The organism is Pseudomonas sp. TNT2022 ID1044 (assembly GCF_028656895.1).
Lineage (GTDB): Bacteria > Pseudomonadota > Gammaproteobacteria > Pseudomonadales > Pseudomonadaceae > Aquipseudomonas > Aquipseudomonas reinekei.
The window spans coordinates 24,429-38,880 of sequence record NZ_JAMDHB010000011.1; the positions used below are offsets into that span (position 1 = coordinate 24,429).

15 protein-coding genes are annotated in these 14,452 nt (G+C 57.4%); 10 read left to right on the plus strand and 5 right to left on the minus strand.

The window, feature by feature from the left end; all coding sequences use genetic code 11:
- Positions 1-133: 133 nt before the first annotated feature.
- Positions 134-1,006 (plus strand): heme/hemin ABC transporter substrate-binding protein, encoded by an 873-nt coding sequence (locus tag M5G20_RS16810; RefSeq protein WP_273920010.1) that lies wholly within the window; start codon positions 134-136, stop codon positions 1,004-1,006.
- Positions 1,007-1,311: 305 nt separating this feature from the next.
- Here the strand turns inward: M5G20_RS16810 and M5G20_RS16815 are convergent, their stop codons facing one another.
- From M5G20_RS16815 to M5G20_RS16825, 3 genes are all read right to left on the minus strand, one after another.
- Complete coding sequence (locus M5G20_RS16815) at positions 1,312-1,584, minus strand: TfoX/Sxy family protein (RefSeq protein ID WP_007971093.1); 273 nt, start codon at positions 1,582-1,584, stop codon at positions 1,312-1,314.
- A 244-nt stretch (positions 1,585-1,828) separates the two neighbouring features.
- A complete protein-coding gene (locus M5G20_RS16820; protein WP_273920011.1) occupies positions 1,829-2,173 on the minus strand; it encodes a pentapeptide repeat-containing protein in 345 nt (114 codons plus the stop codon).
- 90 nt (positions 2,174-2,263) lie between these two features.
- Entirely contained in the window at positions 2,264-3,820 is a 1,557-nt protein-coding gene (locus M5G20_RS16825; protein ID WP_273920012.1) for a bifunctional aminoglycoside phosphotransferase/ATP-binding protein, read from the minus strand.
- 115 nt (positions 3,821-3,935) lie between these two features.
- On the opposite strand from M5G20_RS16825, the gene mrcB reads away from it, so the two are divergent.
- The 3 genes from mrcB to M5G20_RS16840 are packed head-to-tail and all read left to right on the plus strand — an operon-like array spanning position 3,936 to position 7,340.
- A complete protein-coding gene (gene mrcB, locus M5G20_RS16830) occupies positions 3,936-6,254 on the plus strand; it encodes a penicillin-binding protein 1B (RefSeq protein ID WP_273920013.1) in 2,319 nt (772 codons plus the stop codon).
- Between the two features lie 16 nt (positions 6,255-6,270).
- Complete coding sequence (locus M5G20_RS16835) at positions 6,271-7,005, plus strand: hypothetical protein (protein WP_273920014.1); 735 nt, start codon at positions 6,271-6,273, stop codon at positions 7,003-7,005.
- Positions 7,005-7,340 carry a YqcC family protein gene (locus M5G20_RS16840; RefSeq protein WP_075949519.1) on the plus strand — a complete coding sequence of 112 codons (336 nt, stop codon included), beginning with the start codon at positions 7,005-7,007 and terminating at the stop codon, positions 7,338-7,340. The genes M5G20_RS16835 and M5G20_RS16840 overlap by 1 nt, the downstream gene beginning before the upstream one ends.
- Before the next feature lie 29 nt (positions 7,341-7,369).
- On the opposite strand, the gene M5G20_RS16845 is transcribed toward M5G20_RS16840, so the two are convergent.
- Positions 7,370-7,792: a DUF4124 domain-containing protein gene (locus M5G20_RS16845; protein ID WP_273920015.1), complete on the minus strand. Its 423-nt coding sequence runs from the start codon at positions 7,790-7,792 to the stop codon at positions 7,370-7,372.
- Positions 7,793-8,191: 399 nt separating this feature from the next.
- On the opposite strand from M5G20_RS16845, the gene M5G20_RS16850 reads away from it, so the two are divergent.
- The 6 genes from M5G20_RS16850 to msrQ all read left to right on the plus strand — a co-directional run bounded on the left by M5G20_RS16850 (position 8,192) and on the right by msrQ (position 14,184).
- Entirely contained in the window at positions 8,192-9,916 is a 1,725-nt protein-coding gene (locus M5G20_RS16850) for an acetolactate synthase 3 large subunit (RefSeq protein ID WP_273920017.1), read from the plus strand.
- Between the two features lie 2 nt (positions 9,917-9,918).
- Positions 9,919-10,410 carry an acetolactate synthase small subunit gene (gene ilvN, locus M5G20_RS16855; protein ID WP_003176102.1) on the plus strand — a complete coding sequence of 164 codons (492 nt, stop codon included), beginning with the start codon at positions 9,919-9,921 and terminating at the stop codon, positions 10,408-10,410.
- A gap of 45 nt (positions 10,411-10,455) precedes the next feature.
- Positions 10,456-11,472: a ketol-acid reductoisomerase gene (gene ilvC / locus M5G20_RS16860; protein WP_003228216.1), complete on the plus strand. Its 1,017-nt coding sequence runs from the start codon at positions 10,456-10,458 to the stop codon at positions 11,470-11,472.
- A gap of 145 nt (positions 11,473-11,617) precedes the next feature.
- A complete protein-coding gene (gene pssA, locus M5G20_RS16865; protein ID WP_075949521.1) occupies positions 11,618-12,475 on the plus strand; it encodes a CDP-diacylglycerol--serine O-phosphatidyltransferase in 858 nt (285 codons plus the stop codon).
- 63 nt (positions 12,476-12,538) lie between these two features.
- A complete protein-coding gene (msrP, locus tag M5G20_RS16870) occupies positions 12,539-13,552 on the plus strand; it encodes a protein-methionine-sulfoxide reductase catalytic subunit MsrP (protein ID WP_273920018.1) in 1,014 nt (337 codons plus the stop codon).
- Positions 13,552-14,184 carry a protein-methionine-sulfoxide reductase heme-binding subunit MsrQ gene (gene msrQ, locus M5G20_RS16875; RefSeq protein WP_273920019.1) on the plus strand — a complete coding sequence of 211 codons (633 nt, stop codon included), beginning with the start codon at positions 13,552-13,554 and terminating at the stop codon, positions 14,182-14,184. Before msrP ends, msrQ begins: the two co-directional genes overlap by 1 nt.
- Before the next feature lie 17 nt (positions 14,185-14,201).
- Here msrQ and M5G20_RS16880 read toward each other — a convergent pair.
- Positions 14,202-14,452 (minus strand): hypothetical protein (locus M5G20_RS16880; RefSeq protein ID WP_273920020.1); only part of this gene is annotated, 251 nt, incomplete at its 5' end.

Consider the following 14,452-nt stretch of genomic DNA (forward strand, 5'->3'; position numbering starts at 1 on the left):
TATGTTTGTGCTTGACGTGAAAATGCGAGTAATTATCAAATGGCGGACCTGCCCAATTGAGAGCGATAGCCAGATGTGCAGGATACTTGGCTTGTCGACTCGATGCCCGGGAAACCCCTGAAGGAAGCCGTTTATGCGCCTGAGTACCCGTGTCGCTGCACTCTGTGTCGGACTCTTCGTGAGCTATCACGCCAGTGCCGACGATTTACCGCAGCGCTGGGTCAGTGCAGGGGGCGCGTTGTCGGAGTGGGTCAGCGCGTTGGGTGGCGAGTCGAAACTGGTGGGCGTCGACACCACCAGTCAGCATCCTGAATCCCTCAAGGCGCTGCCCAGCATCGGTTATCAGCGGCAGCTTTCGGCCGAAGGCGTGTTGAGTTTGCGTCCGCAGATCCTGGTCGGTACCGAAGAAATGGGTCCGCCGCCGGTGCTTTCGCAAATACGCAGCGCGGGCGTTCGGGTCGAATTGTTCTCGGCGCAACCGGATCTCTCCACTTTGCAGGGTAACCTTCAGCGTTTGGGCAAGTTGCTCGGCGCCGAAGATCGCGCAACGCAGTTGCTGGCCACTTATCAAAGGGCGCTTGAGCAGCAGAAGATCCGGGTGACCCGTGAACAACTGACGAAGCAATCCCCTGGTGTGCTTTTGGTGCTTGGTCATGCTGGCGGCAAACCGTTGATTGCCGGCAAGGACACCGCCGCCGACTGGCTGCTGCAACGAGCGGGCGGCCACAATTTGGCGACCCATACCGGCTACAAGCCGTTTTCCAACGAGTCGCTGGTGAGTCTGGATCCCGATGTACTGGTCTTTGCCGACAGGGCGTTGAGCGGCGATGCGGCGCGGGCAGCGCTGTTCAAGGAAAACCCGATTCTGGCCTCCACTCGTGCAGCCAGGAGTGGGCGGATTATCGAGCTTGATCCAACCTTGCTCGTCGGTGGATTGGGGCCACGGCTACCCGGCAGCGTGAAAAAACTGTCCGATGGTTTCTATCCGGAAGCAGAGAGTCAGTAAATTCAGGCTGACTTTTCCACAGGTAAAAAAAGACCCGGCAAGAGCCGGGTCAAATAACCGTGATTAGCCTGATGAGGAGATAATCTGAGAGTCCGAACCAAGGGCTTTCCAGAATATCGACCAGTCTCGCGACCAGTTGTGATAATCATAGCGATTCTCATTACCAAGTCAACAGCTGATTGCTCGTTCAACGACTTGGTGTCGTGCCTTACATGCAAGTCATTGAAAACCTTAGGCATTGATCTGTCGTTTTTAGTGTGCTGATTTTGCAACAAGTGCGTTCCACGGATCGCAGCCGTATCTATTCAGTTCTTGTGGCGTGATGAAATGGCTTCCAGTTGCTTGTTGAGAGCTTCTTTGCGCTCGGCTGGAATGTCATTCCAGTGCACATCCATCAGGGCGCCTTCTATCGCATACAACAACACCTTGGAAGCCCGAAACCCGCGCGTGCGCACGGCCCGATAAGCATCCACCGCCCCGAGGCGACGCAAGTCCGAAGCGCTGTGGATGCCCACGGCATGCAGCCACTGCGCCGACGTCTTGCCAAGATTTTTCAGGTGTTGCAGTTCATCATTCATCAAGCCTCCTTGCGATGGCCGAATGGTGCGTGGGCAAGCTTCTGAGGAGTGTAGCCATCAGTAGGAAAAGCGTGATTGTTTGGTCGTTTTCGATGCAAACGCTTCTAAGCGGTATCAGGCAGGCGCGTCGTTAAAATCTGCGAAACGGGCAGGGAGTGGTGGCGAAATAGTTTGAATTTAGAGTGAAACTGCCTGAAGTCCAGCGCAAGGCGGGGGCGCCGGACTTGTCAATTTACGCACGGGGTTAGCGTGTGCGGTAACGCAGTCGGGTTCCGAAGTTCATCGACATCAGAATTTCGTCGGCGCTGAGCTCCGCAGGAAAATAGGCGCCGGAGATTTGCGCGTGGGCCAGGCTCGCGCCCTCAAGCGAAGCGTTGCGGAAATCGATGCCACGCAAATCGGCGGACCGAAAATAGGCATCGGTGAAGTCGATACCGTCTGCATTCAACTCGCGCAGATCCAGGCCACGGAAGTCGCCTCCGACCATGTCGATCAGCCCTTCCTTCGGGCGTTCGTTGTTGAAGCCTGTGATGTCGTCTTTGTGCAGCAAGTCATAAAGCGGGGTGTCGAGAAGTTTCGGCTGGCTCATGTCGCATCACCTGTTGGTTTTATGACGCCAGTATAGTGCCACTATTTGGCAGCCGTGAAGCCGAAGAAGGCTTCACGGCTGAAATACTTTTTACAGCCCTGGCAGGCGTTGGCGGATTTGCTCCACTACGGTGTCGAGGGTCCCGCTTTCATTGGTCTGGACGCGCTTGCTGCAGAGAATCTCTGCTGGCGTCAGGGCTTCACGACTGGCTTGCTGGGCTTCAATGACTGCCAGTGTCGCGTCGGACGGATCGGTTTTGTCAGCCTGACGCTGCTGCAGCCAGCTCTCGATGACCGCTTGCGGGGCGTTGCAATCCAGAATCAGGAACGGTGCGCCAGTCGCTTCGGCAACTTTTGCTGCGCTGTCGCGTTGATCGCGTTTGAGGTAAGTCGCGTCGATCACCACCGGGAAGCCGGCGTGCAAAATCACCTCGGCAATTTCATGCAGGCGCTGGTAAGTGGCGGTACTGGCTTCGCTACTGTAAATGCCGGCCTGAACGTCGTTCGACACAGTCTGCTCACCGAACAGACGTTTGCGCTCTACATCGGAGCGCAGGCGAATGGCGCCCAATGCTTCCACCAGACGCATGGCCACATGGCTTTTTCCTACCGCGGAAACGCCGTGAGTGATAGCCATGAAGCGTGAAGGGATGATGCTGTAGCTTTCCGCCAGGTTCGCGTAGTTGCGGTACTGGCGCAGGCTGGTGGCGCGTTGCACAGGTGTGGCATCGGCCGGCATGCTGAACAGTGCGACCTTGGCACGCACCAGTGCGCGGTAGGCTTTATAGAAGTTCAGCAGTTCCAGGCCCTGATAGTCGCCGGTCAGCTCCAGGTATTGGCTGATGAAGCGTCGTGCCAGGCATTTCAGGCCGCGGTCTTCCAGGTCCATCGCGAGGAACGCGCTGTCGGCGTAGACGTCGGTAAAGCGGAAGGGTTCGTTGAACTCGATGCAGTCGAAGATCACCACGTTGCCGTCGATCACCGTGGCGTTACCCAAATGAATGTCGCCATGGCATTCGCGGATGAAGCCGTCGACCTTGCGTTGTGCCAGCAGTGGCTTGAGGCGTTCGAAGCTGCTCTCGGCCCAGGCTTGCAAAGCGTCGAGTTGCTGCAGGTCAGCCTTGTCGCTGAGGAACGGCAAGATCTGTTCAAAGTTCTGGCGCACGGGGGCCATCACGCTGTCCGGGGTGCCGGCTTCATGCTCGGCCGGGACCTTCGGTGCGTTGAGGTGGAAGCGGGCGATTTGCGCCGCCAGCTCGTCGACGTGTGCGGTAGTCAGTTCGCCGTTGGCTTGCAGGGTGCTGAGCAACCCGGTCTGGGGGAACTGGCGCATTTTCAGTACGTATTCGATGGCCGGGCCGTCACCGCCCAGTTGAGGCGCTTCGGCGCTGCCAGTCACCGGCAACACTTCCAGGTAAAGATCATCGGTCAGGCGCTGGTTCAGGCGCAGTTCTTCGCCACAGAAATGCTTGCGCGCTTCCAGGGTCGTGAAGTCGAGAAAACCAAAATTCATCGGTTTCTTCACTTTATAGGCAAAGTCGCCAGTCAGCAGTACCCAGGAAATGTGGGTCTCGATGAGCTGGAACCCGTTTACGGCATGCGGGTAGAGGGCCGGGTTTTGCAGGGCGGCGATCAGGGACTGGCTCACGGGCGATCCTTCAGAGTCTGGAAAAATTCAGGCCGTCATTATGGCGTCTAGCCAGCCTAACGCAAACTCGGAGGGCTCCTGTTGAGTATGAATAAAGTGCGTATAATCCGCCGCCATGACTCGTACCCGAACTCCCCGTACCCCCAAAAAACCACCTTCCCGAGGCTTGCGGCCTTGGCTGGGCTGGGCCCTTAAACTCAGTCTGGTCGGCCTTGTGGTGCTGGCCGGATTCGCCGTTTATCTCGATGCCATCGTGCAGGAGAAGTTCTCCGGCAAGCGCTGGACGATTCCGGCCAAGGTTTACGCGCGTCCGCTTGAACTGTTCGTCGGACAAAAGCTGAGCCGGGACGACTTTCTCACCGAGCTTGATGCCTTGGGCTATCGCCGTGAAAGTGTAAGCAATGGCCCCGGCGCGGCGGCGGTCAACGGCAATACTGTCGACTTGAATACCCGTGGCTTCCAGTTCTACGAAGGTATGGAAAAGGCACAGCCGGTGCGCGTGCGTTTCTCCGGCGACTATGTCGCTGAACTCTCGGCGACGAACGGTTCCAAGCTCTCCGTGGTGCGCCTGGAGCCGCTGCTGATCGGCGGGATTTATCCGAAGAACCTCGAAGACCGCATTCTGATCAAAATCGACCAGGTCCCGCCGTATTTGCTGGAAACTCTGGTCGCCGTGGAAGATCGGGATTTCTATAGCCACTGGGGTGTTTCGCCCAAGTCGATTGCGCGAGCCGTCTACGTCAACACCTCTGGCGGCAAGATGACCCAGGGCGGCAGTACGCTGACGCAACAACTGGTGAAGAATTTCTACCTGACCAGCGAACGCAGCCTGAGCCGCAAGCTCACTGAAGCCATGATGGCGATGTTGCTGGAGCTGCATTACGACAAACGAGAAATTCTTGAGGCTTACCTCAATGAAGTGTTCGTCGGTCAGGATGGCCAGCGTGCGGTGCATGGTTTCGGTCTGGCCAGCCAGTTCTTCTTCGGGCAGCCATTGTCCGAACTGAAGCTGCATCAAGTCGCGATGTTGGTGGGCATGGTCAAGGGGCCGTCTTACTACAACCCGCGCCGCAATCCAGAGCGGGCGCTGGAGCGGCGCAATCTGGTGCTTGATGTGCTTGAGCAACAAGGTGTTGCCAGCGCCGAGCAGGTCGCTGCCGCGAAGAAAATGCCGTTGGGAGTGACAACGCGAGGCAAATTGGCGGACAGCTCTTTCCCGGGCTTCCTTGACCTGGTCAAACGTCAATTGCGTGAAGACTATCGCGACGAAGATTTGACCGAAGAAGGCCTGCGAATCTTCACCAGTTTTGACCCGATCCTGCAGATGAAGGCCGAGGCGTCGGTCAACGACACCTTCAAGCGCCTTTCCGGGCGCAAAGGCTCTGAAAACGTGGAAGCGGCCATGGTCGTGACCAATCCGGAAACCGGTGAGGTTCAGGCCATGATCGGCAGTCGCCAGGCCAGTTTTGCCGGGTTCAACCGCGCACTGGATGCTGTGCGGCCAATCGGCTCGCTGATCAAGCCGGCGGTCTATCTGACAGCGCTTGAGAAACCGAGCCAATACACATTGACCAGCTGGCTGTCGGACGAGTCGTTCTCGGTCAAAGGTGCGGACGGCCAGGTCTGGAAACCGCAAAACTACGATCGCCGTTCCCACGGTACTGTCTTCCTTTATCAGGGCCTCGCGCATTCGTACAACCTGTCGACTGCGCGTCTCGGTCTCGCGGTGGGTGTGCCGAATGTACTCAAGACCCTGGGGCGCCTGGGTGTGAGTCGCGAATTTCCGGCCTTCCCGTCGATGCTGTTGGGCGCGGGCGGCATGACTCCGATTGAAGTCGCGACCATGTACCAGACGCTCGCCAACGGCGGCTTCAACACGCCAATGCGCGGGATTCGCAGTGTGCTGACGGCGGAGGGCGAACCGCTCAAGCGTTATCCGTTCCAGATTCAGCAGCGTTTCGACCCGGCATCGATTTACCTGGTTCAGAGCGCCATGCAGCGGGTCATGCGTGAAGGAACCGGCAGTTCGGTTTACAACGTGTTACCAAAAACCTTGACCCTGGCGGGCAAGACGGGGACCAGTAACGACTCCCGGGACAGTTGGTTCGCCGGTTTCAGCCAGGACTTGCTGGCGGTGGTCTGGTTGGGCCGCGATGACAACGGCAAGACGCCATTCACCGGTGCAACCGGCGCATTGCAGGTCTGGACCAGTTTCATGCGCAAGGCCGACCCACTTCCCCTGGACATGCCGCAGCCGGACAATATCGTTCAGGCCTGGGTCGATTCGCGAACCGGGCAAGGTTCCGATGCCGGTTGCCCGGGTGCCGTGCAGATGCCGTATATTCGCGGCAGCGAACCGCCTCCAGGCCCCGCATGTGGTGGTGAAAACCCAGCAGAGTCGGTGATGGATTGGGTCAAAGGCTGGATGAATTAAGCAAAGAGGGTTTCAAGTGAACAAGTGGTTGATTCCAGCGGTTGCCGCCGTAGCTTTGCTCAGCGGTTGTTCCTCCGTACAGCGTGGTTCGATTCCGGTTGTGGATTCCGGTACCGCGGTTTCCAACAGTGAGCGCGTTTCGGCGAATGGTGGATACCGTCAGACGACGGTAAAACGTCCTGTGCAATCTCAGCCTCAGGCAATTCCACAAGGCGATTCCGGCGTCGTTGTGATGGTGCCGGGTGGCGGTGCAACAACGTCGACGCCGATCAGCACCACGCCGATTACGCCAGGCCCGATTACACCGGGGCCGATTGATACCTCGCCGGTTCAGTCCGCGCCGATCAACCAGGGCAGCTACAGCATGCCTTCAACGCCGAGCGGGATTCCTTCGGCCAGCTCTGGCGGCTTGTCCGCTGACGAGCAACTGGACGGTCCGGTCCTCGCGCTGTTGACCACGGCTCAGCAGCAACAGGCCGGCGGTGACCTGAACGGTGCGTCGTCAAGCCTGGAGCGCGCCCAGCGAGTTGCCCCGCGTGAGCCACAAGTGCTTTATCGGCTGGCGCAAGTGCGTATGGCTCAAGGTGATGCGCCACAGGCCGAGCAATTTGCACGTCGGGGTCTGACGTTCGCCAATGGTCGCCCGGCGCTTCAGGCCAGCCTGTGGGAATTGATCGCCCAGGCGCGTGAGAAACAGGGTGATTCCGCTGGTGCCGCACTGGCCCGTCAGAAAGCCAAGGTTACTTCGTAATGGATGCACGCTTTCTTAAAATCGCCGATCAGTTGCTGCTGATCGAGCGTGAGTTGCGGGTGCAAGGCTGGTGGGACGACGTCCCGCCATCCGCTGAGGCGCTCTCCAGCGTTGAACCCTTTTCGGTTGATACGCTGGACTTTGAGCAGTGGCTGCAATGGATTTTCCTGCCGCGCATGAAAGCGATCCTGGAGCAGGATCTGCCGTTGCCGAATGCATCGGGAATTCAGGAAATGGCTGAAATGGTTTTCGCTGGCCGTAATGTCCAGGGCAAGGATCGGCAGCTGCAGGTATTGCTCAAAGAATTCGACCTGCTAATAACCGCTTCCCGCTAACGTCCGTCCTTTGTAGGCGTTTGTAGGGGTTATTGGCAATTTTGCGCGATCTGCTTATGCGTTTCGTCAATGCGCTCCTGCCGCTGTGCGTCGTCCAGGCGGCGCAGCTCTCCTTCCACTTCCTCCCTGAGACGCGGGTTGTTCTGCAACTGCGCCAGGTTCGTTCGCGCCTGTTCACAAAACACTTTCAATTCAGCTTGCTGCCGGGCGACCTGCTTTTTGACGCTCTTGTCGATGGCCTGTTGATCGCCAATGGCACCACCGGGTGTGGGAGCGGGCGGTTTGCCCACGGGTGGCGCGGGCGTAACGATGGTCGTGGCTGGCTGGCCTTGGGGCGGTTGCGCATCGAAATGGGTAACGCCCTGGGCGTCGACCCATTTGTAAATCTGCGCGGCCATGGACAACGGGCTGATGGCGACCAACAGGCCGGCGATGTAGAAGTGCGTACGCATGCCAATTCCTAGTCAAAAGTTGCGCAATTGAAGCTAACACACATGGGATTTATAGGTTTTTTCTTGCGTTCTCATGCGGTTACTAGAATAAAGCACATAGACGGCTTGACTTGCGAAGGGCGAAACAGAAGAATCCAAAGTCCGCTGTACAGGGACTGCCAGAAGCAGACCCTCTCAGCAGATCATGAGGCGCACATCCGCGCCGACCTGTTACACCCGCAACGCGTTACCTCGCGCTGGGTGGGAGAAGCCCGCAACACTTGGGACGATCCCAATACTTGCTCAGTCAGTGCTGACGTAGTCGGCGACCACCGTCGCTCATGCTCTGCAGAGAAGTAAACCTATTAAGACCCGTCCCATTTTCGTGGGCGGTATTCTGGCGTTTTAGAGGTGAGCAACGTGGAGCTTTTATCTGGCGGTGAGATGCTCGTCCGCTTTTTGCGTGACGAAGGCGTCAAATATATCTACGGGTACCCGGGTGGTGCTCTTCTTCATGTCTACGATGCCTTGTTCAAAGAACCGGAAGTGACCCACATCCTGGTTCGTCACGAACAAGCGGCTACCCATATGGCTGACGGCTACGCCCGTGCCACCGGTAAAGCCGGTGTGGTACTGGTGACTTCCGGTCCTGGCGCCACAAACGCCATCACCGGTATCGCCACGGCCTACATGGACTCCATTCCGATGGTCGTGATTTCCGGCCAGGTGCCGAGCACCATGGTCGGTACCGACGCCTTCCAGGAAACCGACATGATCGGTATCTCCCGGCCGATCGTGAAGCACAGCTTCATGATCAAACACGCGTCGGAAATCCCGGACGTCATGAAAAAGGCATTCTACCTGGCGCAATCCGGTCGTCCGGGGCCAGTCGTTGTCGATATCCCGAAAGACATGACCAACCCGGCCGAGAAGTTCGAATACGTCTTCCCGAAAAAAGCCAAGTTGCGCTCCTACAGCCCGGCCGTTCGCGGTCACTCCGGGCAAATCCGCAAGGCGGCTGAAATGCTCCTGGCGGCCAAACGTCCTGTGATGTACTCGGGCGGCGGCGTGATTCTCGGTGGTGGCTCCGCGCCGCTGACCGAACTGGCGAAAATGCTTAACCTGCCAGTGACCAATACCCTGATGGGCCTGGGTGGTTTCCCCGGCACCGACCGTCAGTTCATCGGCATGCTCGGCATGCACGGCAGCTACACCGCCAACCTGGCGATGCACCACGCTGACGTGATCCTGGCAGTCGGCGCTCGTTTCGACGATCGCGTGATCAACGGCGCCTCGAAGTTCTGCCCGAACGCCAAGATCATTCACATCGACATCGACCCGGCTTCGATTTCCAAGACCATCAAGGCCGACGTGCCAATCGTTGGTCCGGTCGAGAGTGTCCTGACCGAAATGGTCGCGATCCTCAAGGAAATCGGCGAGACCCCGAACAAGGAGTCCGTTGCCAGCTGGTGGAAGCAGATCGACGAGTGGCGCGGTGATCGCGGCCTGTTCCCTTATGACAAGGGCGACGGCAGCGTGATCAAGCCACAGGCCGTGATCGAAACCCTGTGCGAAGTGACCAAGGGCGATGCCTTCGTCGCTTCCGACGTGGGTCAGCATCAAATGTTCGCGGCGCAGTACTACAAGTTCAACAAGCCGAACCGCTGGATCAACTCCGGTGGCCTGGGCACCATGGGCTTCGGTTTCCCGGCGGCCATGGGCATCAAGTTGAGCTTTCCAGATGATGACGTCGCCTGCGTAACGGGCGAGGGCAGCATCCAGATGAACATTCAGGAACTGTCGACCTGCCTGCAATACGGTTTGCCGGTAAAAATCGTCATCCTGAACAACGGTGTACTGGGCATGGTTCGTCAGTGGCAGGACATGAGCTACGGCAGCCGCCACTCTCATTCCTACATGGAATCGCTGCCTGATTTCGTCAAGCTGGCAGAGGCTTATGGTCACGTTGGCGTGCGCATCACCGATTCGAAAGACTTGAAGTCGAAGATGGAAGAAGCGTTTGCCATGAAGGATCGCCTGGTGGTCATCGATATTTCGGTCGACACCAGCGAGCACGTCTATCCGATGCAGATCAAAGACGGCTCCATGCGCGATATGTGGCTGAGCAAGACGGAGCGTACTTAATCATGCGGCACATTATTTCCTTGCTTCTGGAAAACGAACCGGGCGCTCTGTCTCGTGTGGTTGGCCTGTTCTCGCAGCGCAACTACAACATCGAAAGCCTGACCGTGGCGCCAACCGAAGACCCGACCCTGTCGCGTCTGACGTTGACCACTGTCGGTCACGATGAGGTCATTGAGCAGATCACCAAGAACCTCAACAAACTGATCGAAGTCGTCAAACTGGTCGACCTGTCGGAAAGTGCTCACATCGAGCGCGAACTGATGCTGGTCAAGGTCAAGGCTACCGGTGCCCAGCGCGCCGAGATCAAACGCACCACCGATATTTATCGTGGACAGATCGTCGATGTCAGTGCCAGCGTGTATACCGTTCAATTGACCGGTACCAGCGACAAGCTCGACAGCTTCATTCAGTCCATTGGCACCGCCTCGATCCTGGAGACCGTCCGCAGTGGCGTGACCGGTATTGCCCGCGGCGACAAAGTACTCAGCATCTAAACCAAATTAGCGAATGGCCTGAACGGCCTGATATAGGGGAAATTCATGAAAGTTTTCTACGATAAAGACTGCGACCTGTCGATCATCCAGGGCAAGAAAGTAGCCATCATCGGTTACGGCTCCCAAGGCCACGCTCAAGCGTGCAACCTGAAAGACTCCGGCGTTGACGTTACCGTTGGCCTGCGTAAAGGTTCGGCTACCGTTGCCAAGGCTGAAGCCCATGGCCTGAAAGTGACTGACGTTGCTTCCGCCGTTGCAGCGGCCGACCTGGTCATGATCCTGACCCCGGACGAGTTCCAGTCTTCGCTGTACAAGAACGAAATCGAGCCGAACATCAAGAAGGGCGCTACCCTGGCCTTCTCCCACGGTTTTGCGATCCACTACAACCAGGTAGTGCCACGCGCTGACCTCGACGTGATCATGATCGCGCCGAAGGCTCCAGGCCACACCGTACGTTCCGAGTTCGTGAAGGGCGGCGGTATCCCTGACCTGATCGCGATTTACCAGGACGCTTCGGGCAACGCCAAAAACGTTGCTCTGTCCTACGCTGCAGGCGTTGGTGGCGGTCGTACCGGCATCATCGAAACCACCTTCAAGGACGAGACCGAAACCGACCTGTTCGGCGAACAAGCCGTTCTGTGCGGCGGTACCGTTGAACTGGTTAAAGCCGGTTTCGAAACCCTGGTTGAAGCTGGCTACGCGCCGGAGATGGCCTACTTCGAATGCCTGCACGAACTGAAACTGATCGTTGACCTCATGTACGAAGGCGGTATCGCCAACATGAACTACTCGATCTCCAATAACGCCGAATACGGCGAGTACGTGACCGGCCCGGAAGTTATCAACGCCGAATCCCGTCAGGCCATGCGCAACGCCCTGAAACGTATTCAGGACGGCGAATACGCCAAGATGTTCATCAGCGAAGGCGCTACCGGCTATCCTTCGATGACCGCCAAGCGTCGTAACAACGCCGCTCACGGTATCGAAATCATCGGCGAGCAACTGCGCTCCATGATGCCGTGGATCGGTGCCAACAAGATCGTCGACAAAGCCAAAAACTAAGTCTGACGCTTGTACGAAAAACGCGGCTTAGGCCGCGTTTTTTCGTTTGGATCGCCGGTTCTGGTATAAAGCTGCATCGTTTGCGATGCGAACCGTCGTCGCAGACACCTGTCGAAACTTTCCACCCCGTTGCAAGGTATTGTCCATGAGCGAACGTCCCGAAGAGCCAAACCAGGCCTCTGACGCCGAAAGCCTGCTGCCCATCGATGAACATGTCGAAGAAGGGCACGACGCTGAAGGCCGTAAAGTCCGGCATCGTGGTATCTATCTTCTGCCGAATCTGTTCACTACTGCGAACCTGTTCGCAGGTTTCTACTCCATCATCAACTCGATGAGTGCGCAGGCCGCCTTGAGCGCCGGCGACTCAATCAGCGCAAGCAAGTACTTTGCTTTTGCTGCCATCGCGATCTTTGTCGCCATGGTGCTCGACGGCCTCGATGGCCGTGTTGCTCGCATGACCAACACCCAGAGTGCTTTCGGTGCCGAGTACGACTCGCTGTCGGATATGGTCGCTTTCGGCGTGGCGCCGGCACTGCTGGCATTCGGCTGGGCACTGGGCGACATGGGCAAGGTTGGCTGGATGGTCGCCTTCATTTATGTAGCGGGCGCTGCGTTGCGTCTGGCGCGTTTCAACACCCAGGTCGGTACCGCCGATAAGCGCTACTTCATCGGTCTGGCCAGCCCGGCTGCCGCTGGTGTTGTAGCAGGGATTGTCTGGGCGTTCAGCGACTACGGGATTCAGGGCTCCAAGATGTCTTTCCTGGTGGCGTTGATGGTCGCGGCCGCAGGCATGCTGATGGTCAGCAACATCAAGTACAACAGCTTTAAGGAGCTGGACCTGAAAGGGCGCGTACCTTTTGTGGCCATTCTCGCAGTCGTGCTGGTGTTCGCCGTCGTGTTCAGTGATCCGCCGCGCATTCTGCTGCTGGTGTTCCTCGCCTATGCAGCCTCTGGCCCGGTGCAGTACTTATTGCATCTTCGTCGGCGCAAAAGCGTCGAGTGATGTAATTTCCCTCATACTCCGCAGTCTGTTGGTGTATCTGTTCTCCAATGCTGCGGAGTAGCCATGCTGATCAAAGTCCCAAAAGCGTCTGACTGTCATGAGTCGGACGTCACGCCAGAGTCCTTTTATCTTTCTCGACGCACTGTATTGGGCGCTGCCGCTGCCGGATTGGCTGTGGGCGCTCTGCCTCAATGGGCCGTGGCTGATGAGACGGTGCGTTATCCTGATGTCGAGCCTGGCAAGGCGCCTGCCTGGTTCAATGAAAAGCTTCCTTCGACCAAGTGGGGCGCAGTCCACGTCAAAGACGAGGCAATCACCCCCTTCAAGGATGCAACCCACTACAACAACTTCTATGAGTTCGGTACCGACAAGGGCGACCCGGCTGCCAATGCCGGTGCGCTGAAGACCGAACCATGGACAGTGGTCGTGGACGGGGAGGTGGGCAAGCCGGGGCGATATGCGCTTGAAGATTTCATGAAGCCTTATCAGTTGGAGGAGCGCATCTATCGGCTTCGCTGCGTAGAGGCGTGGTCGATGGTTATTCCATGGATCGGTTTCCCTGTTTCAGCTTTGCTCAGTCAGGTGGAGCCAACGTCGAAAGCCAAATACATTCGCTTTGAAACCCTGCAGGACCCCAAGAGCATGCCGGGGCAGCGCTCCGGGTTTGCTCTGATTGACTGGCCCTATATAGAAGGGCTTCGATTGGACGAAGCGATGAATCCTTTGGCGATTCTGGCGGTGGGGATGTACGGGCGCGAACTGCCGAACCAGAACGGGGCGCCGCTGCGTTTGGTAGTGCCATGGAAGTATGGCTTTAAAAGCATCAAGTCCATTGTGCGGATCAGCCTGGTGAGCGAGCAGCCCAAGACCACCTGGCAGAGTATTGCCTCGGATGAGTATGGCTTCTACGCGAACGTGAACCCTACGGTTGACCATCCACGCTGGACGCAGGCGCGTGAACGGCGTTTGCCGAGTGGCCTGTTCAAGCCGAACGTGCGTGATACGCAAATGTTCAACGGCTATGCGGATGAAGTTGCCTCTCTATATACGGGCCTCGATTTGCGGAAGAACTACTGATGCGATATCCGCTTTGGCGTATTGGCGTTTTTGTTGCGGCGATGGTGTGGCCCTTGCTGTGGTTGTATCAGGCCTGGGGGGATGTGTTGGGGCCGGATCCAGGCAAGGTGCTGGTGGATCGATTGGGGTTGGGGACACTTGTCCTCTTGCTCATTACATTGAGCATGACACCGATGCACAAGCTCACGGGTTGGGCGGGGTGGATCGCTGTCCGGCGGCAGTTGGGGTTGTGGTGTTTTGCTTATGTCGTGCTGCACTTGAGCGCCTATCTGGCGTTTATCCTGGGGTTTGACTGGTCGCAGCTGGGCGTCGAATTGCGCAAGCGTCCTTACATCATTGTGGGAGTGTTGGGTTTTCTCTGTCTGCTGGCGTTGGCATTGACGTCCAACCGATACAGCCAAAGACGGTTGGGAGCGCGTTGGAAGAAGCTGCATCGTCTGGTTTATGTAATTCTCGGGCTTGGATTGCTGCATATGCTGTGGATCGTGCGCGCCGATCTGAAGGAGTGGGCGATCTACGCCGCTATAGGGGCGCTGCTCCTGGTGCTGCGGCTACCGCCGTTAGCGCGCCGAATCCCGCGTTTAACAGCTAAAAAGGCCTCTTCTGCCAAAAAAGGCGTAAATAGTGGTTGACGGCAGATTTCAGATGTCTATAATTCGCCCCACTTCCGGCGCAGTCGAAACGGAAAACTCCTTGGTAAACAATGAGTTACGCAGTTTTCGGCAGCAGGTCGCTTCAGTTCATCGAAGCCAAAAGGAAGTTGAAAAAGAGGTGTTGACAGCAGCGTGTAACGCTGTAGAATTCGCCTCCCGCTGACGAGAGATCGAAAGCGCAAGTGGTTGAAGTTGTTAAGGAAATCCTTGAAAACTTCTGAAAATAACCACTTGACAGCAAATGAGG

Excerpts from the sequence above, each read along its gene's own strand:
- M5G20_RS16810 (WP_273920010.1), top strand. The coding sequence starts at position 134 with ATGCGCCTGAGTACCCGTGTCGCTGCACTCTGTGTCGGACTCTTCGTG.
- M5G20_RS16815 (WP_007971093.1), bottom strand. The coding sequence starts at position 1,584 with ATGAATGATGAACTGCAACACCTGAAAAATCTTGGCAAGACGTCGGCG.
- M5G20_RS16820 (WP_273920011.1), bottom strand. The coding sequence starts at position 2,173 with ATGAGCCAGCCGAAACTTCTCGACACCCCGCTTTATGACTTGCTGCAC.
- mrcB (WP_273920013.1), top strand. The coding sequence starts at position 3,936 with ATGACTCGTACCCGAACTCCCCGTACCCCCAAAAAACCACCTTCCCGA.
- M5G20_RS16840 (WP_075949519.1), top strand. The coding sequence starts at position 7,005 with ATGGATGCACGCTTTCTTAAAATCGCCGATCAGTTGCTGCTGATCGAG.
- M5G20_RS16845 (WP_273920015.1), bottom strand. The coding sequence starts at position 7,792 with ATGCGTACGCACTTCTACATCGCCGGCCTGTTGGTCGCCATCAGCCCG.
- ilvN (WP_003176102.1), top strand. The coding sequence starts at position 9,919 with ATGCGGCACATTATTTCCTTGCTTCTGGAAAACGAACCGGGCGCTCTG.
- ilvC (WP_003228216.1), top strand. The coding sequence starts at position 10,456 with ATGAAAGTTTTCTACGATAAAGACTGCGACCTGTCGATCATCCAGGGC.
- pssA (WP_075949521.1), top strand. The coding sequence starts at position 11,618 with ATGAGCGAACGTCCCGAAGAGCCAAACCAGGCCTCTGACGCCGAAAGC.
- msrP (WP_273920018.1), top strand. The coding sequence starts at position 12,539 with ATGCTGATCAAAGTCCCAAAAGCGTCTGACTGTCATGAGTCGGACGTC.
- msrQ (WP_273920019.1), top strand. The coding sequence starts at position 13,552 with ATGCGATATCCGCTTTGGCGTATTGGCGTTTTTGTTGCGGCGATGGTG.